A 26,145-nucleotide genomic window follows, 5' to 3' on the forward strand; every position below is an offset into this window, starting at 1 on the left:
CAATTGTTTTAATGCCCACAATTTATCTTTAAATTTATAATGTTTCATAAAAGACACCACCCTTTCCGAGTTGTGTCTTAAATTTTTATCCTAATATAGTTGCTATTTCTATATTTATTAATTATATATGCATAGTTAAAATAATTAATAATGTCATTTAATTACAATAAATATAACGTCTAAAGTATCTTTAATCTAGTTATTACCAATATTAAAATTATATATATTTGCTATTGTCAACTTTAATCAAAATTTTCATTTTAATCTTATTTATTTGGATAATAGGGCAAATATATTTTGCAAAATAAAAAAGCGATTATTTTTCGCTTTTTATGAATTTATCAGCAATTTCATACAAATTCTCTACTTCTTTTTCATTAAATATTTTAGAAATAATTTCAGAGTGAATAATTTGACGAGCTTCATTATAAACCCCATATGCCCTTTCACCCTCTTTAGTTAATAAAAGAGTTGATGTTCTAGTATCAATCTTAGATCTTTTCTTTTTAACAATACCTTTAGTAACTAATGCTTTAACAGCTTTTGAAAAAGCACCTTTACTCAATGCCATAACATCACATATATCCATCATATTCATTCCTTGACAATCTTTTAAGAAAACAATGTAAATAAGTTCTCTATGTGATATATTTAATTTTCTTTTTATAATTAAGTCTTCTTCTATTCTTCTGGTGTTTTGTTGGATCAAAAATAGCACTCTACTAAGTCTTTCTTCTTGATTTAAATCTAACTTTTGAATGTGTGTTTTAAGTTTCATAGAAAAATTATATAACTATTATTTTAAAAAGCAACTATTATTCAAGCCAAATTATAAATTTTGGCTCTCTCAACTAAATAGTATTTAAAAAACAAGAAAGAAAAAACCAACCTTTAGAGTTGATTTTAACACTGGCGGGCAAAGAGGGATTCGAACCCCCGCGGGCCGTGAAGCCCCTGCTGGTTTTCAAGACCAGTCCCTTCAGCCAGACTTGGGTATTTGCCCATGGTGGACCCAACAGGACTCGAACCTGTGACCGATCGGTTATGAGCCGAGTGCTCTAACCAACTGAGCTATAGGTCCCTATCTGTAATATATTGGGTTGTCCATTTGGTGTCACAAGAGAGATTTGAACTCTCGACCTTCCGGGTATGAACCGGATGCTCTAACCAACTGAGCTACCGTGACAATTTGGTGGAGAGGATGGGGATCGAACCCACTACCTCCTGCGTGCAAGGCAGGCGCTCTAGCCAGATGAGCTACCCCCCCAAATGGTGAAGAAGAAAGGATTTGAACCTTCGACCACTACGTCCCAAACGTAGCGCTCTACCAAGCTGAGCTACTTCTCCAATATTAGGTTTACAAAATACTTTGTTTCATATTGTGCTTAATTATTATATATAAAAAAATGCAAGTTTGTTAAAAAAAATCAAATATTTCGAATATAACCTATTAAAATCTTGAAATTTCACCTATTAATAACAATATAAAAGGTAGAAAAGTAGAAAATAATTAACTTTTTTGCTTAAACAATTCTTTAATTAACTGGTAAACCATTATCATTGCTCTAACATCATTTTCACAATATTCTTTAAGAACACCTTGTTTTTCTTCTCACTCATTATCACCAACAACACCGATAGCTCTTTGAATAGCAGCTTCCATGGCCATACCACCATTTTGAATAGTTAAATCTTTATAAGGTTTAATCATATCCTTAAATCAATAGTTATTTTTAGTGATATATTTTTCAATTAATTTTATTGAGTGTTTCCCTTTTAATTCGGGAATAAATACAATTGGTAAAGAATCTTTTGAACCTGCAGCAAAAGGTTTTGCTAAATCTACTGTTCTTTCTATAATTCAAAGAACCTTCTCTTGAACTTCAACTCATCCAGGATAGTTCATATCTCTTAATGTTGCAACCATTTCCATCATACGTGGATTTTCATAGCCAGCATTATAGACAACATAATAATCAGCTTTATTTGAATAAATCATATCTATTAATTCAGGAAAATCAGTATATGAGAATGTTTGTGGGTCATAGATGTGATTAATCTTTTTTTTCTCTTCCATATTATTTGTTTCTATTATCGATACTTGAAAAGTTGCTTGTTGGAATGGTGTAAATCCAGCAATAGTTGGAAAGGGTAGAGAAAATCCTTCAAAGTCATATCAAATAACTCTTGATTTTTCTAGCCTTTCTATATATGAATGGGCTTCATCACGTTCTGTAATTGTTACGGGTTCATTTAAAATAGATTGAATCAATAAACTATTATCAGCAATTTCCTGCAATGTCTTACCTTCTTGGATATCTTTCTTTTTAACAAATTTACCATTGTAACCAACAAATTGAGGATGAAGATATTCAATAATTGTTGGTGTCGCTGGATTACTACCAAAAGCTTGATTATCTTCAGCTGTTAATCCGTTTTCAAATTCTGCATCCTTTGCTTCTTTTATCAATCTAATATAATAATCAATACCTTCAAATTGAATTGGTTTTGACTTAGAACCAAATTCTGCAGCGCAAGCAACTATATTAAAAATTGTATTTTTTTCGTCGTGAACACCTTTTTTATTAACACCATTACCAGTTTTCTTTCTACGCATTGATACAAAATCATTATGTTGCTTTGCATTTTTATCATTTCTTGATGTTGTAGATGTATTAACTTTAAAAGTTTCATAAAAAGCAATTTCAAAAGCCTTATATTTTTTTGTATCTAAAACAAAGTATGAGATAGCTTCTACCTTAACATTACATTTATTTGCTATTTGATAATCAAAATATGGTTTAACTAAATCAATTCTTTTTGTTGAGGAAGAGATTTTTAAGTTAGAAATTTTTTTATTTTTTTTATCGTATATTGTTGGTACAGAGAATGCATCTCCATACCTAAAAACAGGTTCAAAGATAATATCTACACCTGGATTTCTTAATAATTTTTTAGTTTCTTCAGCTCTTTCTTCCATTGAACTCATCTTTGAAGTTCATGCAACTCTTCCTAGTGTTTGAATAAAATCATAAAATTCTTCATTGACTTTGTGGAATGTTTTCATTTGAACTTGTGTTACAGTAGGCGCTACAACATCTACAATTCCAGGCATTTGGAATGAAAATTGATCAATGTCATCATCATTCTTATCAAGTCCTAAATCCTCTACTGAATTTCAAATAAAATAAGGTTGACATGTAAGTAATTTTTTTAATTTACCAAAAGTTATTTTTTGTTCTACTTTTTCCATATGCATATTATAGAATAAAAAACAATCCCGATGGGGATTATTTATTGTTTTAGATAATCTTTTGCTGGACCATTTGCGATTATATTTTTTATTGCTTTTTCATTTAAAATATTTGCATCCATATTAGCATCTAATAATTTCTTAATTAATGGCATTCCCCCATTTGAAATTTCAGGAACAAATATTTTCATTAATCCATAAATACTGTTTGGATCAGTTGGAATTCCAGTTTTAAATTTTGAAGCTATATTTAAAAATGAAGCGATTATAAATTTAATATCTTGTTCAACACCCTTTTTAACAATTTCTTCATTTGAATTCAATCCTAGTTCAGCGGATTTAAAAAGTTGTTTAATAAATGGGAATAGATATTTTGCATTATCTGCCATTGAAGTATTTCCATAATTTTTTATTAAATCAGTTGTTAGAGAATTAGATGCATTGTTAGTCCTAACTATTTTAGCTATAAGGTTTGTTGCAAAACGGAAAAGCTTATATGGTTTTGCAAGCCCATCTACTTTTTCTTCTTCTTTAGTTAATGGAAAATTAATATCAGTGTATTCTTTTATAGAATCTCCATAAAAACCTTTCAAACGAACTTTTGAATCAGTAGGTAAAAATGCATTTCTTTCATCTATTTTGGTGTTAGTTATTCCAGTCAACCTTGATAGTATAGTTGCTGCAATCATTTTATATCCTCTTGCTCCTGGATGGATATCTAATAATTCAGGTGCAAGTGTTATCGAGTTTTTATCCCAGGTATTTTCTATATAGCCATCAATAAAATCAACAGTATTAAATTGATTTGCAATTCTACCACCAATTCCGTCAAGTGTTTTTAATAATTTTTCAGCAAGTGAACATCCATCTGAATCTCTAACTATTTTTATAATAGAAGATAATTGTGTAATTGGCATTGGATACCCAACTATTACTATTTTAACTTTTGAATTAAATGATTTAATCCTAGAAATTATTGCCATTAAGTTATTTTGCGCTTTTTTAACGGCAGCATTAAATTCCTTTTTATCATAAGTTATAAGTGAATTTATACCACCTGACATATTGATTTTATCTGTACCTTTCGCAAGAATTTCATTGATTGTTAATCCACCTATTTTAAGACTATATAAGATGTCATTAGCACCAATTGAAATAGTTACAAAATCAGCTTCTCTTAGTTTTTCTTGAATTTTTGTAAAACGTTCTTTCTCACCTTTTTCAGGAAATACTAATTTAGCATTTATCAAATTACTCCTTGTTTCAGAATTGCCATTTAGTTTATATTTTGGATCTAACTGGCTTCTTAGGGTATCAGTAGTTGCACCACCAATACCAAAATTATTAAATTCTGATAACTTATTATTTTTATTCAATGCTCTTGCGATATATGAACCATAAGATATTCCACTTATTTTGCCATTATTCGAGTATCCCCTATGATCCTTTTCATCTAATTGTGAATATCCTGCAGAAACAGAATCCCCAAGTGAAACAATTTTAATTTTTTTATAATCTAGAATAGGATTTGAATCATCATCATTTTCATAAATAAACTTTTGATTTTTTTCACGAATCAATGATGCCAAATCCACTTTTTGATTATTGGAATATTTTGGTTTTCTGATTATAGTTTCATCTTTTTTATGACCACATGAAACAACAGTTATAATAGGCATAGCAATTACAGCTGCACCAGTAAATGTACCCATAATAATTTTTTTATTTTTCTTCATTTATACCTCTTTTAAAAATTTCCCTTATATAAGTTGACTTTTAAAAGTATACAATATAAAAGTTTTCTTTTCAAAGTATTTAATATAATATAAAAAAATACCTACAATAAGGTATTTAAATATTATTTTGTATAGTCGTCCGCAGGTCCTCTTTTAATAAATTTATCATCATTGACATGTGTGATTTTTTTATGATTACTTGCCTTCGTTGTAAAACCATCATAAAAAACATTTAAAACTGGATCTTTCATTATTTCTGCACTTGATTTTTCAGGTGAATTAATTTTAATTGAATTTTCAATAATTACTCGTAACATTGGTCCAACAAGAGGCATGTCTTTTGTTTTTTTAGCTAATAAAGCAAATATAAATTCAAGATCTTGTCTAGTACCATCAACTATTTTTTTATCATTAGATAATAAACCAATATCCGCAGATCTAAATAATGAGTTAATGAATGGAGTGATTTTACTAAAGACTTCTTTAATATCAAGTGAACTTTTAGATTTAGATGATTTGTAAACACTTACTGCTGGTTTTGTTGTAGAAGTTGTTTTATCAGCATTTGTGTCTGAAATCACACTAATAATTTTAGGCACAATAGCAGCGGCAAAGTGCACTAATTTATAAGGCTTAGCTAAAGATTCTATTTTAGTTGCTTCTGGTGAAAGTGTTGAACTTAAATTACTTAAATCATTAATTTCTGGTGTGTAAGTTTCTTTTAATCTATTTTTTGTAAAAGATTTTTCAAATGGTTCATTACCAGTTTTAGAAAGAATAGTTTTATCTTGTGCTCAATTAGCTAATATAGTTGAAGCAATTTTCCTATATCCTCTAGCACCTGGGTGAATATCAACCAATTCAGGTGCTAGTTCAAGAGCATTTTTATCTCAAGCATTTTGTATATAACCATCTATAAAATCAATAGTTTTAAATCTTCTAGCGATATCTCTTCCAATTCCATCTACTGCACCCAATATTTTTTCAACCACAGGTTTCCCTTCATCATCGGTAACTAATTTTAATATTGATGCAAGTTGTGTAATTGGCATTGGATAACCAATTATAGAAATTTTTGCTGTTGGGTTTATTTCCTTAATCTTGGCAATTGTTGCCATTAAGTTTTGATTTGCTTTTTGAATAGATGTTTTTATTTTTTCTTTATCATAAGTGATTAATGAACTAAGACCACCTGTCATTTTTAGATTTCCAATTCCTTGTGTTAGTATTTGAGAAATTGTTAAACCACCTAATTTAATATGTCCCAAAATATCGTTAGCCCCAATAGAGATTGTTATTAAATTTGCTTCTTTGAGCTTCTCTTGTATTGTAGAGAATCTTTTTGCCTCACCAGGAATAGGATTAACAAGTTTGCTAATAATAACATCTCTAAGCCCTTCAGAAGAAGAATCTAATTTATACGAAGGATCAACTTGATTTCTTAATGTTGTTGTTGTCGAACCACCTATTGCAAAATTGTTGAAATCAGCAAGTTTATTATGCTTCTTAAAAGCTCTTGCTAAATATGAACCATACGAAATACCTGAAATTTCCTTTTTTGAATTCATAAATCCTCTGTGATCTTTACCATCTAATTGTGTATATCCAGCAGCAACTGAATCACCTAACGAAACAATATTCACTTTGTCATTATCTATTATAGGATTCGAATCATTATCAGCGTTTTTAATTATTGCAATATCTTTTGCATACTTAGCTCTTGCCTCTGTATTTAGAAATGAAGAACTACCTTTTTTTCTTATATCACTCTTTTTATCACCACATGATATAACTGTCGCTATTGGAGCAGCAATAGCTGTAAACATAGTTACTGATCCCAATATTATTTTTTTTGTTGTTTTTGTCATTTAAAACTCCTTTAACCTTTGATAAATTGCTCTCTTAATTTAAAAAACAATTTCATTAATTAGTATACTATAAAATAGTTTACCAAGCAAAGTATTTTAATGATATTGAAAAAACAAAATACAAAAAAAGTTATAAAAATAGTGAAATAAGTCCAATTGTTGGCTTTTAATTTGAATGTTATAAAAAAATAAGGAGAATGTTTTAATATTTTTATCTAAATATAAGACCATTTTCAAGCCAATCCTAAAAAGGATACACTCAAATATATAAATTTTCTTTTGGACTATTTTGACAATCTTATTTTTATAATCAGACATTCCTTAAAACTCAATAAAAAAAAGCGCTTCAGAAGCACAATTAATCCACTTGTTTAGTTGTATGAAGTGATATTTCTCTTATATTTAATTCTTGGGGAGCATCAAAAACATATTTAATAATTTTTGCAACCTCTATTGGTTTTGCCATCTTTCCCATTGAATTTTTTCAATCTTCATAACCATCAACTATACCCTCATTTGTTGTATGACCTAATAGTTCAGTTGCGAATGCGCCTGGAGAGATATTTGTTACTCTAACATTGAATGGTGCCAATTCTTGCCTAAGAGTTTCTGTAATACCCTTAACAGCAAACTTTGTCCCACAATACACAGCATGATTTGCAAAAGCTTTATTACCAGCGATTGAGGAAACGTTAATAATAGTTCCTTCTCTTCTTTTCTTCATTTTATTTACAACTGTTTCAATTCCATTGATAACACCTTTGATATTTACATCAATCATTGTATTATATTCATTTCTACTTTGTTCTCCCATTTGACCTAATTGCATAACACCTGCGTTATTTACTAAAAGATCAACTGGACCAAACATTTCCTCCGCTTCCTTAATCGATTCGTTGAATTCATCAAAATTAGTTACATCAACTTTCTTTATTAATACATTAGAAAGATCTAAATCTTTAATTAATTCTACTCTCCTTGCAATTAAAGTTAAATTATGACCATCTTTTGCGAAAAGCTTCGCCATTTCTGCACCAAATCCACTAGATGCCCCCGTGATAACAATATGTTTATTTTTCATTATATGCCCCTTTTTATTTTGAAATTATAGCAAAAAAAGTAACTATAAGTTACTAATGAAAATCTTAACTTCTTCTATTTCTTCTTCCTTTAAATATGAAACTTCTTTTGATACTTCCAATAATTCTTTTAGAGTTACAAGAGAGTGGTATTTTATACCCTTAAAATTCTTTTTAAGTTTCTCAAGACCATAAGAAAATATAGACACAACTCCTAAAACGTTATAACCCTTATCCTTTAAAACATTAATTGCCTCCAATGAAGAACCACCTGTTGAAAATAAATCTTCTATAACAACAATTTTTTCATTTTCAGAAACAAATCCTTCAATTTGGTTTTGCTTTCCATGATTTTTAGCACTCCCACGAACATAACCCATTGGTAAATCCATTATTGTTGAAAGATAGGCAGCGTGTGGTATCCCGGCTGTTGCTGTGCCCATTAGTAGGGTTACTTCGGGAAATTCAGATTTAATCATTTGTGCAAACGCCTCTTCTATTTCGTTTCTAATTTTAGGGTAAGACATAATTAATCTATTATCGGTATATATCGGTGATTGAATACCACTTGCTCATGTAAATTTTTCCTTTGTATTTAGTTGAACTGCTTTAATGTCCAAAAGATGCTTTGCTATTTTATTCATTTTCTTCCTCCGCTTGTTTGATTTGTTTTTCTATTTCTTCATAAACTTTAATTTGATTTTTTGATTGTGTTATAGTTCTACCCACAACAATAAAATCGGATCCATTTTTAATTGCTTTATATGGTGTAAGAATTCTTTTTTGATCTTGGTTGTCATCTGTTTCCAATCTTATTCCAGGTGTAATTGAGTAAAGGTTGTTTTTCTTTACTAAATGAGACTCTTGAGCACTTGAAACAGCACCCCAAATACCAGCTTTATTTGCAAGTTCAAGTAAGGTATTAACTTCATCTTTAACAGGTACCTTAATATTGATTAACTCAATATCTTGTTGTGACATTGACGTTAAAATTGTTACAGCTAACAGCTTTGATGCTGTCCCCTCAACTTGTGTTTGCATTGCTTGCATAGCTTCCAATCCATTTAATGCATGAATAGTAATGAAATCAGGACTATATTTCATAATTGATTTAACTGCATTCTTTGCAGTATTGGGTATATCATGTACTTTTAAATCAATAAATATATTATGTCCCATTTTTTTAAGTTCTTCAATAAATCCAAAACCTTCTTTATACAACAATTGCATACCCAATTTTAAAAATAATTTTTTATCCTTTAAGTTATTTAATAATTTAAATAATTGCTCTTTTGAATCAAAATCACATGCAATAATAATCCTTGAATTATATTTCATATTAATGTGAGTTTTGCCCTTGTGGTAATACTTGTGTAGGCTTAAATTTATGTGATCTACCAATAATATCATTAATATCTTTTACACCTAATTTTTCTAATAGTTCTTCAACTTCTTTATTTATTCTCGTAAAGAATCCAAGTTCATTATGAGAAGCTGTCACTACTTGACAAACTGAAGCACCAGCAGAAAGCATGTCAATAACATCTTGTCCTGTTGTAATACCACCAACACCCACAATTGGAATGTTAACAACTTTATATATTTGGTGTACAGCTCTTGCAGCAACTGGGAATATTCCAGGACCTGAATATCCACCATATCCACGAGCAACAACGGGTTTACCTGTTTCTGGATTAACCATGAATCCCAATAATGTATTAATAGCAATAATTGCATCTGCCCCACCTTTTTCAGCAGCAATTGCAATTTCTGCAATATTTGTAACATTAGGTGTTAATTTTACATAAATAGGTTTTTTAGAAACTTCCTTACATCTTCTAACTACTTCTTCTACAACTTCTACATCTGTTCCAAATGTTATTCCACCTTTATCAACATTTGGGCATGATAAGTTAATTTCTACAGCAACAACATCTTGTTCTGAAAGAATTCTTACATTTTCAGCAAATTCATCAATAGTATCTCCAGATGCAGAAGCAATTAATGGTTGCTCAATCATCTCATTAAACTCAGCAATCTTCTTAACAACACCTTCTATTGGTGGGTTTTGCAATCCAATTGAATTCATAATTTGCGATCCTTTTGAGTGCATTAAGTTTGATCTTTTTTCTGGTGTAATTTTTGATTTAATTGTTGATGTTTTTAATGTCACAACAGGTAGTCCACTAAAATCTTTTGCTTTTGCAAAGGCTGTTCATTGGTATTCTCCATACTCAAATGATCCTGAACCATTGTAAACTGGCTTTTCAAATATAATTCCCGGCATTTTAATTTTTGTATTCATATTTATCTCCTTTTATTTAAATTTAATATGCTTCATTTACAAGAAATCTCATAAATTCAGTCATTCTTGCAATAGCCCTTCCTAATCTCATCGATGTTATAACAGGAACACCTGCTTTTAATGCTATTGTCCTAATACTACGAGCATCATTTATTGAAGCATTACCTGAAGTAGGTATATTTACAATATATGATATTTGCTCTCTTTTAATTAACTCAATAATATTATTTTCACCATCTAATTTTTCAACAACATGGCATTCAATACCATTTTCTTTTAAAAATTTATGTGTCCCTGGTGTTGCATAAATTTTAATTTTTACTCTTCTTAAATTCTTAGCAATTTTAAGTGCTTGACTTTTTTCTTCGTCAGAAACACTCAAGATAACTTTCGAGTGTTTTAATGGATCAAAGTTTGCACCTAACAATGATTTATAAAGTGCTTTATCTAAATTGTAGTCAATACCAATTGATTCTCCTGTTGATTTCATTTCTGGACCAAGAACTATATCAGTAACTTTGTATAGTTTATGGAAAGAAAATACAGGCGATTTTACATAATACTTCTCGTTATTTGATTTATATTCACCAACTTGTTTTGATATTTCTTTTATCTTTTTACCATCCAATATTTGAACTGCCATATCCACAACATTTTGTTTTGTTGATTTAGAAATAAATGGAATAGTTCTTGAAGAACGCAAATTAACTTCCAATACATATAGCTTATCTTCATATACAATATATTGAATATTCATCAAACCTTTTACCTTAAGAGCTCTTGCAAGTTTTCTGGTAGTTTCTACTATTTCCACTTTCAACTCTTCCTTAAGGGAAATAGTTGGATAAACCGTAGTTGAATCTCCTGAGTGAATACCACTCTTTTCAATGTGTTCCATAATTCCTGGTATCAATATTTCTTCGCCATCAGAAACGCAATCAACCTCTATTTCTTTACCGGCTAAATATTTATCAATAAGAATCATATTATCTTTATAATCAAGTGCATTTAACTTTAAATATTGTTTAAGTTCTTTTTCGTTATAAACAACTTGCATACCTTTTCCACCAATAACGTATGATGGTCTAATCAATACTGGATAACCAACTTCTAGAGCTAGCTTTGGTAAATCTTCAAGTTTCATAGTTGCTTTTGAATTAGGTTGTCTTATTTTTTCTTTGGAAAGCAATGCTTCGAATTTTTTTCTATCTTCTGAAATATCCATAGATTTAACTGGTGTTCCAAGTATTTTTACGCCTGCTTTTTCAAGATATTCAGCAACATTAATTGCTGTTTGCCCTCCAAATTGAAGAACAACTCCATCAGGTTTTTCAAAGTCAATTATTTCTTTAACTTCTTCAAAATTAATTGGTTCAAAATATAATTTATCAGCAATTGAAAAATCTGTTGAAACTGTTTCAGGATTATTATTAATGACTATTGTTTCATATCCCAGTTTTTTAAATGATCATATAGAATGAACTGTTGAATAATCGAATTCAACACCTTGCCCTATCCTTATTGGACCAGAACCTATAATTATTACTTTCTTTTTATTTGAAACCTTTGATTCATTATCAAAACCATTGTATGTTGAATAAAGATAATTTGTTTTCGCTTCAAATTCACCACCACATGTATCAATCATTTTAAATACTGGTTTTACTTTTGCTTCTTCACGAAACTTATAAATTTCCATTTCATGCATACCTCATAATTTACCAATTGCAAAATCTGAATAACCATATTTCTTGGCCTTTAAAATAGCTTTTTTACTACCCTTATTCTCACTAAGTTCTTTTTCAAGTTTTATAATATTTTCAAATTTGTTTAAGAAGAATTTATTGATTTTTGTTGATTGATATATTTCTTCTATAGTTGCGCCAACTCTAAATGCATTAAATATTTGTCATATTCTATATGCAGTTGGGTTATTCATTTCTTCTAACAATTCTTCTTTTTTATAATTTGTTTTATCATCTCAAGTAAATTTAAATTCAGCGTCTAATGATCTTAATGATTTTAAAAATGACTCTTCAAAAGATTGACCAATCGCCATTGTTTCACCTGTGGCTTGCATATAAGTTGAAATATCAGCTTTATTTGATCTGAATTTATCAAATGGGAACCTTGCAAGTTTTGTTACAACATAATCAATAGATGGTTCAAATGATGCGAAGGTATTTTTAGTAATTGGATTTATTATTTCATCTAAAGTCATACCTACTGCAATCATTGCTGATATTCTAGCAATTGGATAACCAGTCGCTTTTGAAGCAAGTGCAGATGATCTTGAAACACGTGGATTAATTTCAATAATATAGAATTGATCAGAATGTTCATCCAAAGCAATTTGAACATTACATCCACCTTCGATTTTAAATCTTCTAATAATTTCAAGAGACACATCTCTAAGCATTTGATATTGCTTATTTGTAAGTGTTAATGAAGGTGCAACGACCATAGAGTCACCAGTATGAATACCTACTGGATCAATATTTTCCATATTACACACAACTATAGCAGTGTCATTTGAATCACGCATAACCTCATATTCAACTTCCTTAAAACCTGCAATAGATTTTTCAACCATACATTCGCCAATTGGTGATAACCTTAAACCTCTACTTAAAATATTTCTTAATTCCAATTCATTTTTAGCAATTCCTCCACCTGAACCACCCATAGTATAAGAAGGTCTAATAATTACTGGGAATTGTATTACTTTCGCAAATTCAATACCATCTTCAATATTATTGGTAATAATTGAAGGAGCCATTGGAGCACCAAGTTCTTTCATAACTTTTTTAAATGTATCCCTATCTTCTGCACCAATAATTGATTCAATTGGAGGACTTAAAATTTCAATATTATATCTATCTAAAATACCCTTTTCATGTAATTCAACACAAAGATTAAGAGCCACTTGACCTCCTAAGTTTGGTATGATTGCATCTGGTTTTTCAATAGAAGCTATCCATTTAACAAAATCAACAGTTAATGGTTCCATATATACTTTATCCGCTATTTGTTCATCTGTCATAATTGTTGCTGGATTTGGATTAACAAGAATAACTTCGTAACCAAGTTCTTTTAAAGTTAAACATGCTTGTGTACCAGAATAATCAAATTCAGCTGCTGAACCAATTACAATTGGCCCAGAACCAAGAACTAAAATCTTTTTAATATCTTTTCTATTAGGCATTTTTACCCCCTTCTACAAATTCAATAAACATATCAAAGAATTTATATGCATCACTTGGTCCAGGCGCAGCTTCAGGATGGAATTGAGTTGAAATAACACCAAATTCTTCTGATTTCAAACCTTCAACAGATTTATCATTCAATGATTTCAAGAAAGTATTTACCCCTTGAGGTAATGAACCCTCTAAAACTGTGTAATTGTGATTTTGAGTCGTGATATAAACTTTCCCATTTTCTATATTTTTAACAGGATGATTTGAAGAATGGTGACCAAATTTTAACCTTGTTGTTCTACCCCCTAAAGCGAGAGAGATTAATTGATGTCCTAAGCAAATTCCAGCTATTTTAACTTTATTTTTTATCAATTCTTTAATTTCATCAACTATTCCAGTTAGTTCAGCAGGGTCACCAGGACCATTTGACAAAAATACAAAATCAGGTTTTAAATTCATAACTTGTTTTGAAGTTGTGTCATGTGGAACAACAGTCACTTTAAAATTTCTTTTAATAAGCATATTTAAAATATTACCTTTGGCTCCAAAATCATAGAAAACAATATGTTTTTTGCCTTTAGGGTTTAAAATTTCTTTTTCTTTTGGGGAAACTTCTTTTACATGTTCTTCTAATTTAAGATTTTGAATCTTTTTCAATACCTCTTCTTTTGGTTCGTTTATGTTCACAATTGCACCATACATTGATCCTTTTTCTCTTATTTGTTTAACTAAGAATCTTGTATCAACACCAGATACACCTTGAACTTTATTTTCCACCAAAAAAATCTCTTAATGATTTAGTTGCATAATTATTAGAAAAATTATCTTCCAAATTATTAACCACAAATGCAGATAAATGGACTTTACTTGACTCAGAATCTAAATCATTAATTCCATATATACCTTGAATTGGAAATGACATAACTAATATCTCTTTTTTATATGAAGGATCTGTTAGTGCTTCTTGATAACCAACAATTGAAGTGTTGAATATAAATGGAGCATAAACATCCTTTCTATAACCAAAAGACTTACATGGAATTTCTACACCATTAGCTAAAACTATTTTAATATCATTCATTATTTTTCTCCTTTAAAATTCTTGTATTTACCATTCAGCACAATCCCTTTTACCCTACCAATAAGTTCTATACCAATAAATGGAGTATTAGAAGATTTTGATTTTATATCTTTTTCTTTAAATTCTCATTTTTCATTAACATCTAGAAAAGTTAAATTAGCTATTTTACCTTCTTTAATACTTGTGTCTATTCCAATTAATTGTCCTGGATTTAAAGACATTGACTCAATTATTGTTTTAAGCGGTATTTTATATTGCTTTGCTATTGTATTAACTACACCAAAAGAAGTTTCTAAACCTATTATTCCATTTACGGAATCTTCAAAACCACCTTGTTTTTCTTCCTTTGCGTGTGGAGCATGATCAGTTGCAATAATTGTTATATGTTTATTTTTCAATGCTTTTATTAGTTCTAACCTTCCTTTTGGATTTGCTAAGGGAGGGTTCATTTTGAACTTACCATCATTAATAATCATTTCGTTATCAAAGAATAAGTGATGTGGCGTAACCTCGGCAGTTATATTCATTCCATTTTTCCTTGCTTTTTTTATTAATTCAATTGATTGTTTTGTAGATAAGTGTTGAAAATGTAATTTAGCATTAATATTTTCATTAAGTTTAATATCTCTTCTTACAATATTGGATTCATAATCTTCATTAAATGCTGCTATTTTATTTTCTTTAGAAAGAGAACAATGGTACATTTGGCCTTTAATATTACTATCTTGCTCATGGAGTATTAATGTTGAATCAGTTTCCTTAGCACTTTTTATTGCCTTTTGCATTTCTATATCATCAACTACAGGTTCTCCATCATCAGTAAATAATCTTGTATATTTTGAAATCTTTTTAATGTTTACAACTTTTTCTTCTTTTGTAATTCTCGCAGCTTGAATAATATTAACTTCTGATTCATCTATTAATTTTTGGACTTTTTTGAATGTTCCAACAGTATTAGGTCTTGGGTTAGTATTAGACTGAGCAACTGCATGTGTAAATCCACCATAAATGAGTGCTTGTGTTACATGCTTTATGTCCTCTTTATATTCAAATCCTGGAACCCTAGTATGAATATGAACATCAACAAATCCCGGCGAAACAATGATGCCAGTTAAATCAATTTCTTCTTCACACCTATCAATATTTTTAAATGTAACTCTATTTTTAACTATAGCAAAATCTTTTTTAACCAATTCCCCCATATAATAAACTTTACCGTTTACATATCTCATAACGCCCCCTTAAAATTTGCAAAAAAATATAAGAGAATTAACTCTTATAAACGGCATATGTAATTAAAAATGAAAATTGAGAAGAGCAAGTTTCCTCGAAGACATTTTCATTTTTAATTAGTATTTGTTTTTGCATTATTAATATTTTACACATTTTTAATGAATAATACGTGACTTTGCATGTTAACTTTTACTAACATAAGAAAATGGCTATTTTATTTATTGGTTTAAAAGATAAAAAAATCACACTCCTTTTATATATGGAGAGTGTAAATTTTATTTTTATTACTTTACTTTTTCTTAATCAATTCGTGCAATTTTTGACCCCTTGCTTTTTTAAGTGCCATTGTTGATCCAGGAAATTCAAATGTTGTCATATCTCTTTTGATAAATTGAGAGTACTCTTTTGAAGCAAGATTTATAATTTCATCTTCATTTTTAAAATAATCATTTATTTTGTCGGCTCATTTTTCTTTTAAGTCAACTATATCTTGCTTAAGATCAAAATATATTCTATATGGAGCAACTAAATCAAATGGTTTAATTATCCCGTATAGAGCATCTATTATGACTACATGTTCATTTAGTCATTCTTTGTCATACTCTTCTAATTTAAGTTGTTTGAATACTTGCCCGGCATACATTTCAATTGCATAATACAATTTTTGCCCGTGAGTTTGGTGCATGTCATAAACTTCTTGTGTTTTTTTATCTGATAGTTTGTAAAGTTCTTTATGTTCTTTTAAAGAAAGAGCTTTAAATTTAGGGAAAATCTCTTTTGCAGTCAAGATGTATTTGGGTCTTGGAACTGATTCGTTAATTGGATTTTCTAAATTAAAAGTCTTTGCTGGTCCTAATATTATTTTCATAAGAAAATTATAAATAAAAAAGGCAAACTTGAACGTTTTACCTTATATTAATATTTTATATATTTCTCAATTTCTCAATTGTGTACAACTTGTGTGTACTCATATCACTCAGTATATTTAAATTCTTGATATTTTATTTTCTGCTCTTTACCTAATAATTTTTCAACAAAAGTTGATTCCTTAAACAATTCGATTGATTCACCTAAGTTTGCAGGTAGCATCTCTATACCTTTCGCCTTTAATTCTTGTGTTGATAATTTGAATAAGTTCTCATAGACAGGTTCCATAGGTTTTGCTTTATTTTTAATACCCTCCATACCAGCTGAAAATATAGCGGCCAACATAATATATGGATTAGATATTGCATCTACACACCTTACCTCAACCCTTGTTCCCATTCCTCTTGAAGCTGGAACTCTAATCATTGTAGATCTATTTGAATCAGATCATGCTATACAATTTGGAGCCTCAAAACCTGGAACTAGACGTTTATATGAATTTACACTCGGGTTTGTTAATAATGATATTTCTCTAATCCTTTGACTAATTCCTGAAATAAAGTGCATCATGTAAGTTGATAATTCATTTTTATCATTGCAAAATAAGTTTTTTTCATTTTTAAATACAGAAATATTAGTATGCAATCCTGAACCATTTACACCTTTAAAAGGTTTAGGCATAAATGTTGCTATATAACCATGTCTTTTTGAAACTGTTTTTACAATTCATTTAAATGTAATCATTCTATCAGCCGTTTTTAATACTGTATCATATTTATAATTAATCTCATGTTGCCCTGGTGCCACTTCTTTATGAAAAGCTTCAATATTAAAATCATGCTTTATTAGTTGCATAGATATTTCTCTTTTTAAATCAGCTGTTGTATCAAAAGGAGTTACTCCAAAATACTTGGCATTATCAGAGGAAACTATTTCCCCATTATCATTCCTTTTTAATAAAAAGAATTCGGCTTCAAGACCTGCAAATAATTGTAATCCTTGTTTTTGATATTTACTTTCAACTTTTCTAAGTATTTGTCTTGGAGCGCCTTCTAAAATTGTTCCATCCTTCTTCAAGATATCACATATAAATCTTGCAACTTTATACGGAGTGTCAAAGAAATGTAAAATTAAAAATGTTTCTAAATCAGGTTTCAAAAATAAATCAGAATCTTTTATTGTTGTATAACCTTTAATAGAAGAACCGTCAATCATTATTTTTGAGTCGAGTATATCTTCAATATTATTAACAGGTATCTCAACACTATGTAACTCACCAAGTATATTGATAAATTGCATTTGGATAAATTCAATACCAGAGTTTTCAATCTTTTTCATTAGTGTTTTTCTTGTCATTATTCATCCTCCATAGTCATTGTTAATATCATTTTTCTAACTTCAACCCCATTTGAAACTTGCTCCCAAATTTTACATCTTGAATCTTCTACAACTTCATCCGTTAATTCAACCCCTCTATTAAAAGGACCAGGATGCATTATTAAAGCATTTTTTTTCATTTGTTTAAGTCTTGACAAATTTAATCCAAAGTGTTCGTTATAATTGTCAACACTATATTTCCCATCTGAAAGCCTTTCGTGCTGCACTCTCAAGAGCATAACAACGTCATATTCGCCTATTCTAGAATCAAATTCATCAATTCAATTAGAATCATTAATTTTAAATTGAGTTGGACCAGAAATATCAACTCTTGAACCAACTTTTCTTAATGCAGCAATATTAGTCATTGCAACCCTGGAATGTTTAACGTCACCCAAAATTAGAATATTTAAATTTCTTAAAGTTTTCTTATTTTTGTAAATTGTATACATATCAAGCAATGCTTGTGAAGGGTGAGAACCACTTCCATCACCTGCGTTTATTATTGGCACTTTTATACCTTGCAATTTCTCTCAATATTTTTCTTGTGAATCTCTAATAATTATTCCATTAACTTTAAAAGATTCGAATGTTTTAACAGTATCATAAAAAGATTCTCCTTTTTTTATTGAAGAAGTGCGAGAGTTAAAATCTAATACATTACCCCCCAAATCTTGAATTGCTTTTATGAAGGAGTAGTGGGTTCTAGTTGAATTCTCAAAAAATAGAAGTGCGTAACTTTTTCCTTTGAGAGAGCAAAAATCATTCTCATCAATTCTTTTGAAGAATTCAATAAGATTTTGTTCACTTCAATTTTCCAAAGTTAAAAATTTCATTATGAATATTTTAATATAAAACTATTCCATTTTAGCAAATTAGTAAGTTATAAAAATCTAATTTTAAAAAATGTAAGCCCATAAAAAATTACAAACCTATATTCTTTCTTTAAAATAAAGGGATCCAACCAAGGATAAATATTAAAATATAGCACTTTATTAATGTTTTGCATTCTTAAAAGTTAGTTAAACTTAAAAAAATAATCCCTTAAGATTATTTTATAAATTTATTAGGATTTTAAAGTGTCTCAAGGTTTATTTTACCTTTGGCCAATCATTTTTCCTGTAATATTCTTCATTCTTCCTCATCTTTACATAATAGGTAATCAATTAAATCTGCATCTCTTTTTTCATTGAATTGTGGCGAAACACCAAGTTCAACATGTTTTGTATATCATTTTTTTACAAAAGCAATATCGTCTTCAACTTGTTTTGTATTAATTGTAAAGGGCCAAGTTTTTGTTCTACGTTTTTTAATTGGATATAAAGAAGGTAAATGATAATCTTCTTCTTCTAAAAATGTTCCAACAATAGCATAAGTCTTAAATCCCATTAGATAAGTATATAGTTGAGCTTGCTTAAGATAACCCTCAGGTACTCCAAAACGTTTTCATTGATCTAATTTTTTAGCACCTGCGGTTTTAACCTCAATAACAATATTCCCTGGTTGAGCTAAACCATCAGGTAATCCACCAATGATGTCATCTTTACCTGCAAAATAATCATAATTGTATTTTTTTGCATCAAATCCTCGAACTGATTCTACCCCTGGTTGAGATGCAATTAAATCAAGAACTTTTGGCTCTATTGCAATCCCGGCATTTATATACTTCTTATCAAGAATTGGCATATCAATTCATGACATTCTTGCAAATGCCTTAAATGGCGATTTAAATTGATCTGTTTCAAGAACATCCCCTATTGATGAACCACCCATTTTTTTAAAACCAAATCTTCCTCATAATTCCTTATTTTTCAATTTATCGTGAAAACTCGGTAGTAATCTAATTACTTTGTTTTCCATATCTAGAGAGTATTCTCTCCCATTGTAAAAGTGTCTTTTAATATTCATATATAAATTATAACGAAAATATTTAAATTATTATTTATTTAATAATTCTTTTATTGGTTTATAACTCTTTCTGTGAATAGGAGTTACACCAAAATTTTTAAGAGCTTCCATATGTTTTTTAGTTCCATAACCTTTATGTGATTCAAAGCCATATTCCGGATATTCTTTTGAATATTCAACCATAATTCTATCTCTTGTAACCTTAGCTAGAACACTCGCAGCTGCAATTGTTATTGAAAGTGTATCACCCTTTTTAATTCCCTCTTGAGAAATATTGGTTGGAATAGTTTCAAAATCAACTAAAACATAATCCGGTTGAGGATTAAGATTTTTAACAGCTTCAGCCATAGCAACTCTTGATCCGTGTTTGGGATTAAGTATATCAACTTGTTGTGCATCTAAAACTTGTATATTAAAAGCAATTGCATCTGCTTTTATTTGTTCAAATGCTATTTCTCTATTTTTTTCTGTCATTTTCTTAGAATCATTAATTAATTCATTTTTATAGTTTAAAGGCAAAATACATGATGCAGCAACTATTGGACCTGCAAGTGGGCCTCTTCCTGCTTCATCACATCCAGCAATTAACTTTTTCCCTTTTAAAATTTGTTCTCGTTCGTATTTATACATAGTATTAAAAGTATAAATAAAAAAATGCACATAACATGCATTATTTAAGTTATTTTTTTGTAAATTGGTGCAGCCCTGTTTGCTTTTCAACTCTTTTAACAAAAGTTTTTTTAAACATAGCTTCTTGAAGTTTTTTATTTAAAATAAGTTCTTCTTGACTGAAATATGTAGAGATTGCTTTTTCAATTTCATTAATGTCGATATCTTTTAGTTCTTTATCACCTTTTTTATAGTAAGTTTTTTTCATAAACCATAAAAAACTTTCTATTAAATCTGATTTTTCAAATGGCTTATATGTTTTTCTTATTCAACCTGCAAATTCAGGAATATTACTTGTTAATTTTTCCATATCAGTTGTTGTTTTATCTTTTCAAACATCATCATTATTTAAAAAATCTTTTTGTAATTTAAAACTTTGAAGGAAAACTTGTATTGCTTCAATGAAATCAGAAACTTTATAATAACCAGCTCCAGATTGGAATCAAGAATTTCACTCATATCTTTCTTCACTTAACTTAGCTAATTTTTTCTCATAATAATCTATATCTTTTAACTCACCTTTTTCGCCACCAATACCAATATTGTTTGAGTGATTCATTCTAGAACTAACATCATTTTTAATATTTGAATCTTTTTGTTTGCCACAAGAAGTAGCAATTATTGATGTTGTAGTTACAATAACCATTGCACCGATTGGTAAAAATATTTTTTTACTTTTAAATTTCATTTTGCCCTTCTTATTCTTTAATTAGTCTTATATGTTATAAATCAACTATTTTAATTAAACTTTAACTTATTGATTTGCTCACTAAATTATAGCATTTGCTTTTAAAATATTACATATTTAATTATGGTATTCAATCATTTTATTAATTTTAATGTGTAAAATACAAAATATAAGACAAATATTTATGTGTAAATATAGATAAATATTATTTAAAATATAATTAAGAGACAAATATGAAAAAAAATATACTAAAAAAACGTAAAACAAAAATAATTAGTAATTTAACAAATGAATTACCTAATCCAAATAAAAAAGAATCTAGAATGAATAAATTTATAGTAGCTATGTACAGTACTCAAATATTATTTGAAATTCTAGCTGTCATATTATCTATTTCATTAATTTCCACAAGTTTTAAATACTTAGGTAGTGGGTTGATAATTATACTTTCAGGAATAATGTTTATTGCAGCATTAGTTATAGGGGCTGCTATGTTAGTTTCCATTCCAAATAAAAAGAATCATGTTTATAAAATGAATGTAACAACCTTCGTGTTTTTAGCATTTGCAATGATTTGTATATTATCTTCGCTTGGTATGCCATTATTAGGAGTTATTGGGTATACAACTACTTTTATATTAATACCCTTACAAATAGCTCTTGTGTTATTTGGTCACTTCCATTGAAGTAGAAGAAAGGGTATACCAAAATTCATTTCGTTATTCATATTCATAACAACTATTTTTTGATGTACTTGATACTTAATAACATCATTATTAGTCCCAGTACTATTAATTTACATAAAAAGACCTTCACTTGAGTCAAGTAAACAAGATGTGCTATTTGCAACACGAATAGTAAACCAATCACTAAATAAAGAATTTGGACGTAATGACGATTGAAGAAAAGAATGAAATGATGAACCAAAAAAATCGAAAACACATTTTAAAATGGATCAAAGAGATGTTGATATATATGAAATAGCTCCAATCAAAGACCCGATTAAGCAAAATGATAATCTAGTATTATTTGCTCATGGTTTAAATGGAACAAGATATACTGCTATGAGATATATGGAGATGTTTTATAAATATATTAAAGAGCCTAATACTAATAGAGGGTATAAAATGTTGTCATTTGATATGAGAGGATTTGGTTCAAACCGTGATTTAGAAAGAACATATGCATTGAAAGAAGGGGATGACCTTAATAATGCATTTAAAGCAATTATAAGAGATTACAAACCCAAGCACCTTGTTATTTATGGAATATCTAATGGTGCGGCTTCAACAGTCTCTTTTGCTACAAAATGACAAAAGACAATTATCAATTCAAAAACAGATGTTAAATTAATTGAGGAATCAGGTTATACCTCAGCAAGGGATGAGTTAAGAGCCATGACAGAACAATTTGGTATTCCCCACCAAATAACGATGCCACAAGCATTCCCACTTTATAGACAAATAACAAAAACTTTTTGAGGATCAAGAAGTTATATTGATGATGTTAATAAAGTTGAACAACCTTTGATGATTATTCATGGTGGTAAAGACATTATCGTCCCATTTGATATGGGTCAAAGATATTTAGAAAAGAGAAACAAAGGTCAGTATAAAGATAGAACTTCCTCTTTATTTATTGAAGAAGCTGGACATGTTAAGGTTGGAAGGGAATTCTTAAAAGAGTTTATAGATGGCGTTAATAAATTTTTGAAAAAGAACAAATAAAAATGTTGATTATAGCGTCAACATTTTTTTAAATAACGTTAAAAAAAGGACCGAAGTCCAACGTACTTATTATGAGAATACTTATAAAAATAAGTGGTTACTTTAACAAGATACTAATATATTATATATTATTTTATTTTATTTCCAAATTAAATACTATTGAACTACAAAGAGACCACCAATTTTTTTAATATTTTTATTTGAATATTTTGAATAGTGATCAACAATATCATTCGCATATTCTTTATGTCTAAATATAAAGATTCCAGCTTTATCTATTTCTGTTCAATCACCAGTTTTTTTTGCATATTCAATGGTTATTTTATAAATACCATCATAATTTTTATCTTTACTAATATCATCTATATATTCTTTTCTACCTAGCATAGTAACAAATAAATCACTATGGAATAATTCCTTATCATCGGTCACATTCATTAAAGAATTAATATTTTTATCCATTGCGAAAATAGGCAAGTCGGAATATATTTTTTTTCTTGTATTACTATAATTATTAGAAATAGTATCTCATTCTTTATTAGTTATCCACATATAATTTCTTGATATGTTTGCAGAAGGTTTAGAATAGAAATATTGCGGTCTAGAAAGTGAATAATTATTAATTGATACAAGCATAAATGAAAAGCATATAAAAACATAATTTCATTTAATATACTTTTGCGTATTTTTTTCATATAAGAATAAAATACAAAATACAAGAGTTATTGTAATTAATGGTTCCATTAATCTAGCAAATGCAAATGCCGGTATTCTATTTGGTATTACATGAATTGCAACATAATAAGTTATTCCAGTTATTAAAAAACCTATGAAAAATGCAAGTCAAATTGTAATCCTTTTTTTTCAAAGACATTCTATAACCGCTAATGCAAATAATGGCATCAATAGCATCCTATATCTAAATATCGATGTTCAACTATTAGATTTTCAAATTGTAAATGAAAGTCCTATTTGCAATAATGAAAATAAACAAATAACGATAATTAATGAAATTATTTTGAATTTTTTATCAACATTATATTTGTTCCCGATATTTATTTTATATATGGGATTACTGATTTTTTTCTCAGGAACAAAATACATTAATAAAATCATAATTGATAAAAAATCTATAAAGATAAATACTTTAACATCTATTTTAAATGCCGAAAGAGAGAAAATTATTGCAAAAATAATAGCTAAAATAAATAATCTCAATATTTCTTTTAATGTAAATTCTTTATTAAACAACACTACAATAAATGTTACCGGTAAGAATAATGCGGCTGAAAATGAAAATGAAGTCAACCCAATGGGAGCCAAAATCAACATAATTGCATTTTTTCTAAAAGCTATAATAGAAAGAGCAACTAAAGATGTAGAAACTCAATTTAGCGAAGAGGTTACATAAGGCAAAGAAAGAGAAACAACTATAGAAATGGCAATTAGGAATATCCAAAAAGTAAGATCAAGTTTATCTTTGATATCAAACATTATTTTATAAATTAATACAGAAATCATTGTTAATACCAAAATATCAGAAACAACAGTGTAAAAATTAATTGGTCTTTTAACAATTGAAGCAATACTATACATAGATGGAATCTGATAATGTACAGGAACTTGAAAGTCTATCCCATTCTTTATTTTTTGAGATAAATTAGAATAATAAAGTGCATCCGTATTCATTCTAGTAAATCACATTCTAATAAATATTATTATCCCAAGCATCAAATACAAAGGAGCAGCAGTTTTTAATGAATTGATTGCATTTGCTTTTGTAAATTTTTTATTTTTTATACCTTTAAAAAGCAAGAATCCTCAAATAAATATTAAAGATACTATAAATATAGAGAGAATTACCTTAGAATTAATAACAAAAGCATTAATAGAATTTATACTAATAAATAAAACAAATAAGGACACAATAAAAACAGAAACTATATGTTTCTTATCTCATAAAAATATTGTTAACATCGGCAATGTTAATATTGTGAAAATCATTAGTGAAAGCATGTAATATATTATAACAATATTAATGCTTATATAAAAATATAACTCTCAAGATTTTGGATGTATTTTTCGAACGAGAAATATTCTCTAAGCTTCATAATTTCTTTTTCAGAAGGGTTTTTTTGTTTCAAAGCCTTTTTTAAAGATTGAATAAATTCTTCTTTTGTACTTGCAATATGGATTATATTCTTTAACTGAGGATCAAACGAATCTCAAGAGTCAGCACTAACTAATATATTTCCTGAACAAGCTGATTCAACCATAGATAGACTATAACCTTCTATTTTACCTGTATGCAGACCAATCTTTGTTTCGCTTAGAACTTTCATAGATTCACTTGTTCTACCCATATATTTTAAATTCTTTGGTTTCTCCATTTTATTTCAAATATTTTCATAATCTGGTGCAATATTTCCATAAATATAAATATTTTCATCAATTTCCTTTGCAGCTTCAACGATTCAATCAATATTTTTAATATGTGCAACTCTACCCATAAAAGTGATTTTATCTCTTTTATCATTAATTTTTCCGAGCTTTTCATTTAAGAAATTTGGTATGAATTTGAATTCAATATTTTTGAATTTTTCATTCAGTATTTTTTCTGTTTTAGGATCTAGACAAACTACTCTACCTATATATTTTTTGATATATCTTGCTTGGAACCTAATCATTTTACCCATTAGTGCCCCGCCACCAAATTGGTGATGCATATATAAAGTTGTTTTTTGTTTGTTTTTCTTGTTTAATCACCTTAATACCATTGGGTTTTGAACAATTATTACATCTTGTTTGGAAAGTTCTTTATTTAATCTCTCCTTAATCTTTATATTAATAGGGAACAACGTAGTTAAAATTCCTTTTATAAAACTGGGTTTTAGAGTGAATTTATTAGTACTTACCTCCATGTTTTTTCTTAATTGCATTTGTTTTACTTTAGAACTCACTTTGTAAGGTGATTTTACATAAGGTTCGTCTAAACCTATTCTTGTAACTTTATGTCCTTGTTCAGCTCAATAATTAGCAATTGTTGTAGATAATTTCGAAAGACCACCTGTTCCACCAAGGGAATAATGTAATATAACTATTTTTTTCATAAAATAATTATACAATTTAAAATTAAAAATCAGCTAATCTTAATCAT

General features: G+C 28.6%; 21 protein-coding genes and 5 tRNA genes. 1 reads left to right on the forward strand and 25 read right to left on the reverse strand.

From position 1 onward, the window contains the following. Positions 1-316: 316 nt before the first annotated feature. The 23 genes from C4B24_RS01710 to C4B24_RS01820 form a co-directional block, all read right to left on the reverse strand. A complete protein-coding gene (locus C4B24_RS01710) occupies positions 317-778 on the reverse strand; it encodes a MarR family winged helix-turn-helix transcriptional regulator (protein WP_131598750.1) in 462 nt (153 codons plus the stop codon). Positions 779-910: 132 nt separating this feature from the next. Next, positions 911-1,003: transfer RNA gene (locus C4B24_RS01715), tRNA-Ser, on the reverse strand. A gap of 1 nt (position 1,004) precedes the next feature. Continuing rightward, positions 1,005-1,081, reverse strand: a tRNA-Ile gene (locus C4B24_RS01720). A gap of 28 nt (positions 1,082-1,109) precedes the next feature. Beyond that, positions 1,110-1,186 (reverse strand) — tRNA-Met (locus C4B24_RS01725). A gap of 4 nt (positions 1,187-1,190) precedes the next feature. Next, positions 1,191-1,267 (reverse strand) — tRNA-Ala (locus C4B24_RS01730). A 3-nt stretch (positions 1,268-1,270) separates the two neighbouring features. After that, a tRNA-Pro gene (locus C4B24_RS01735) sits at positions 1,271-1,347 on the reverse strand. A gap of 163 nt (positions 1,348-1,510) precedes the next feature. Beyond that, entirely contained in the window at positions 1,511-3,253 is a 1,743-nt protein-coding gene (locus tag C4B24_RS01740) for a DUF2779 domain-containing protein (protein ID WP_168388317.1), read from the reverse strand. A 41-nt stretch (positions 3,254-3,294) separates the two neighbouring features. Continuing rightward, the gene (locus tag C4B24_RS01745; protein ID WP_131598754.1) at positions 3,295-4,989 is read right to left on the reverse strand and encodes an SGNH/GDSL hydrolase family protein; all 1,695 of its coding nucleotides are present in this window, start codon (positions 4,987-4,989) and stop codon (positions 3,295-3,297) included. A 122-nt stretch (positions 4,990-5,111) separates the two neighbouring features. Further along, positions 5,112-6,857 carry an SGNH/GDSL hydrolase family protein gene (locus tag C4B24_RS01750; RefSeq protein WP_131598756.1) on the reverse strand — a complete coding sequence of 582 codons (1,746 nt, stop codon included), beginning with the start codon at positions 6,855-6,857 and terminating at the stop codon, positions 5,112-5,114. Between the two features lie 358 nt (positions 6,858-7,215). Next, positions 7,216-7,938, reverse strand: coding sequence for an SDR family oxidoreductase (locus C4B24_RS01755; protein WP_131598758.1), 723 nt, complete (start codon positions 7,936-7,938; stop codon positions 7,216-7,218). Between the two features lie 42 nt (positions 7,939-7,980). Next, the gene (gene pyrE / locus C4B24_RS01760; protein ID WP_131598760.1) at positions 7,981-8,580 is read right to left on the reverse strand and encodes an orotate phosphoribosyltransferase; all 600 of its coding nucleotides are present in this window, start codon (positions 8,578-8,580) and stop codon (positions 7,981-7,983) included. Further along, on the reverse strand, positions 8,573-9,274 hold the full coding sequence (gene pyrF / locus C4B24_RS01765; protein WP_168388318.1) for an orotidine-5'-phosphate decarboxylase: 702 nt from the start codon (positions 9,272-9,274) through the stop codon (positions 8,573-8,575). Before pyrF ends, pyrE begins: the two co-directional genes overlap by 8 nt. A 1-nt stretch (position 9,275) precedes the next feature. Then, a complete protein-coding gene (locus C4B24_RS01770; protein ID WP_131598764.1) occupies positions 9,276-10,241 on the reverse strand; it encodes a dihydroorotate dehydrogenase in 966 nt (321 codons plus the stop codon). 22 nt (positions 10,242-10,263) lie between these two features. After that, a complete protein-coding gene (carB, locus tag C4B24_RS01775; protein ID WP_131598766.1) occupies positions 10,264-13,446 on the reverse strand; it encodes a carbamoyl-phosphate synthase large subunit in 3,183 nt (1,060 codons plus the stop codon). Continuing rightward, positions 13,439-14,215, reverse strand: coding sequence for a carbamoyl phosphate synthase small subunit (locus tag C4B24_RS01780; RefSeq protein ID WP_246005071.1), 777 nt, complete (start codon positions 14,213-14,215; stop codon positions 13,439-13,441). The genes carB and C4B24_RS01780 overlap by 8 nt, the downstream gene beginning before the upstream one ends. Continuing rightward, positions 14,205-14,519, reverse strand: a complete 315-nt coding sequence (locus C4B24_RS01785; RefSeq protein WP_131598770.1) for a carbamoyl-phosphate synthase domain-containing protein — start codon at positions 14,517-14,519, stop codon at positions 14,205-14,207. Before C4B24_RS01785 ends, C4B24_RS01780 begins: the two co-directional genes overlap by 11 nt. Beyond that, positions 14,519-15,751, reverse strand: coding sequence for a dihydroorotase (locus C4B24_RS01790; protein WP_131598771.1), 1,233 nt, complete (start codon positions 15,749-15,751; stop codon positions 14,519-14,521). Before C4B24_RS01790 ends, C4B24_RS01785 begins: the two co-directional genes overlap by 1 nt. A 290-nt stretch (positions 15,752-16,041) precedes the next feature. After that, entirely contained in the window at positions 16,042-16,620 is a 579-nt protein-coding gene (locus C4B24_RS01795; RefSeq protein WP_131598773.1) for a YaaA family protein, read from the reverse strand. 47 nt (positions 16,621-16,667) lie between these two features. Beyond that, positions 16,668-17,975, reverse strand: a complete 1,308-nt coding sequence (locus C4B24_RS01800) for a glutamine synthetase family protein (protein ID WP_131598775.1) — start codon at positions 17,973-17,975, stop codon at positions 16,668-16,670. Continuing rightward, complete coding sequence (locus C4B24_RS01805) at positions 17,975-18,832, reverse strand: aspartate carbamoyltransferase catalytic subunit (RefSeq protein ID WP_131598777.1); 858 nt, start codon at positions 18,830-18,832, stop codon at positions 17,975-17,977. Before C4B24_RS01805 ends, C4B24_RS01800 begins: the two co-directional genes overlap by 1 nt. 238 nt (positions 18,833-19,070) lie before the next feature. Beyond that, positions 19,071-19,904, reverse strand: a complete 834-nt coding sequence (locus C4B24_RS01810; protein WP_246005069.1) for an MAGa7180 family putative nuclease — start codon at positions 19,902-19,904, stop codon at positions 19,071-19,073. Positions 19,905-19,934: 30 nt separating this feature from the next. Further along, positions 19,935-20,564: a ribonuclease HII gene (locus C4B24_RS01815; RefSeq protein ID WP_317133707.1), complete on the reverse strand. Its 630-nt coding sequence runs from the start codon at positions 20,562-20,564 to the stop codon at positions 19,935-19,937. Between the two features lie 19 nt (positions 20,565-20,583). Next, positions 20,584-21,261 (reverse strand): hypothetical protein, encoded by a 678-nt coding sequence (locus C4B24_RS01820; protein ID WP_131598779.1) that lies wholly within the window; start codon positions 21,259-21,261, stop codon positions 20,584-20,586. A gap of 233 nt (positions 21,262-21,494) precedes the next feature. On the opposite strand from C4B24_RS01820, the gene C4B24_RS01825 reads away from it, so the two are divergent. Then, a complete protein-coding gene (locus C4B24_RS01825; protein ID WP_131598781.1) occupies positions 21,495-22,988 on the forward strand; it encodes a hypothetical protein in 1,494 nt (497 codons plus the stop codon). A 156-nt stretch (positions 22,989-23,144) separates the two neighbouring features. Here the strand turns inward: C4B24_RS01825 and C4B24_RS01830 are convergent, their stop codons facing one another. Both C4B24_RS01830 and C4B24_RS01835 read right to left on the reverse strand, forming a co-directional pair. Further along, positions 23,145-24,965: a hypothetical protein gene (locus tag C4B24_RS01830; protein WP_131598783.1), complete on the reverse strand. Its 1,821-nt coding sequence runs from the start codon at positions 24,963-24,965 to the stop codon at positions 23,145-23,147. 65 nt (positions 24,966-25,030) lie between these two features. Further along, a complete protein-coding gene (locus tag C4B24_RS01835) occupies positions 25,031-26,098 on the reverse strand; it encodes a glycosyltransferase (RefSeq protein ID WP_131598785.1) in 1,068 nt (355 codons plus the stop codon). Positions 26,099-26,145: the final 47 nt, after the last annotated feature.

Origin of the sequence: Mycoplasma marinum (assembly GCF_004335975.1) — a bacterium.
Classification (GTDB): Bacteria; Bacillota_I; Bacilli_A; order Mycoplasmatales; family Metamycoplasmataceae; genus Mycoplasma_K; species Mycoplasma_K marinum.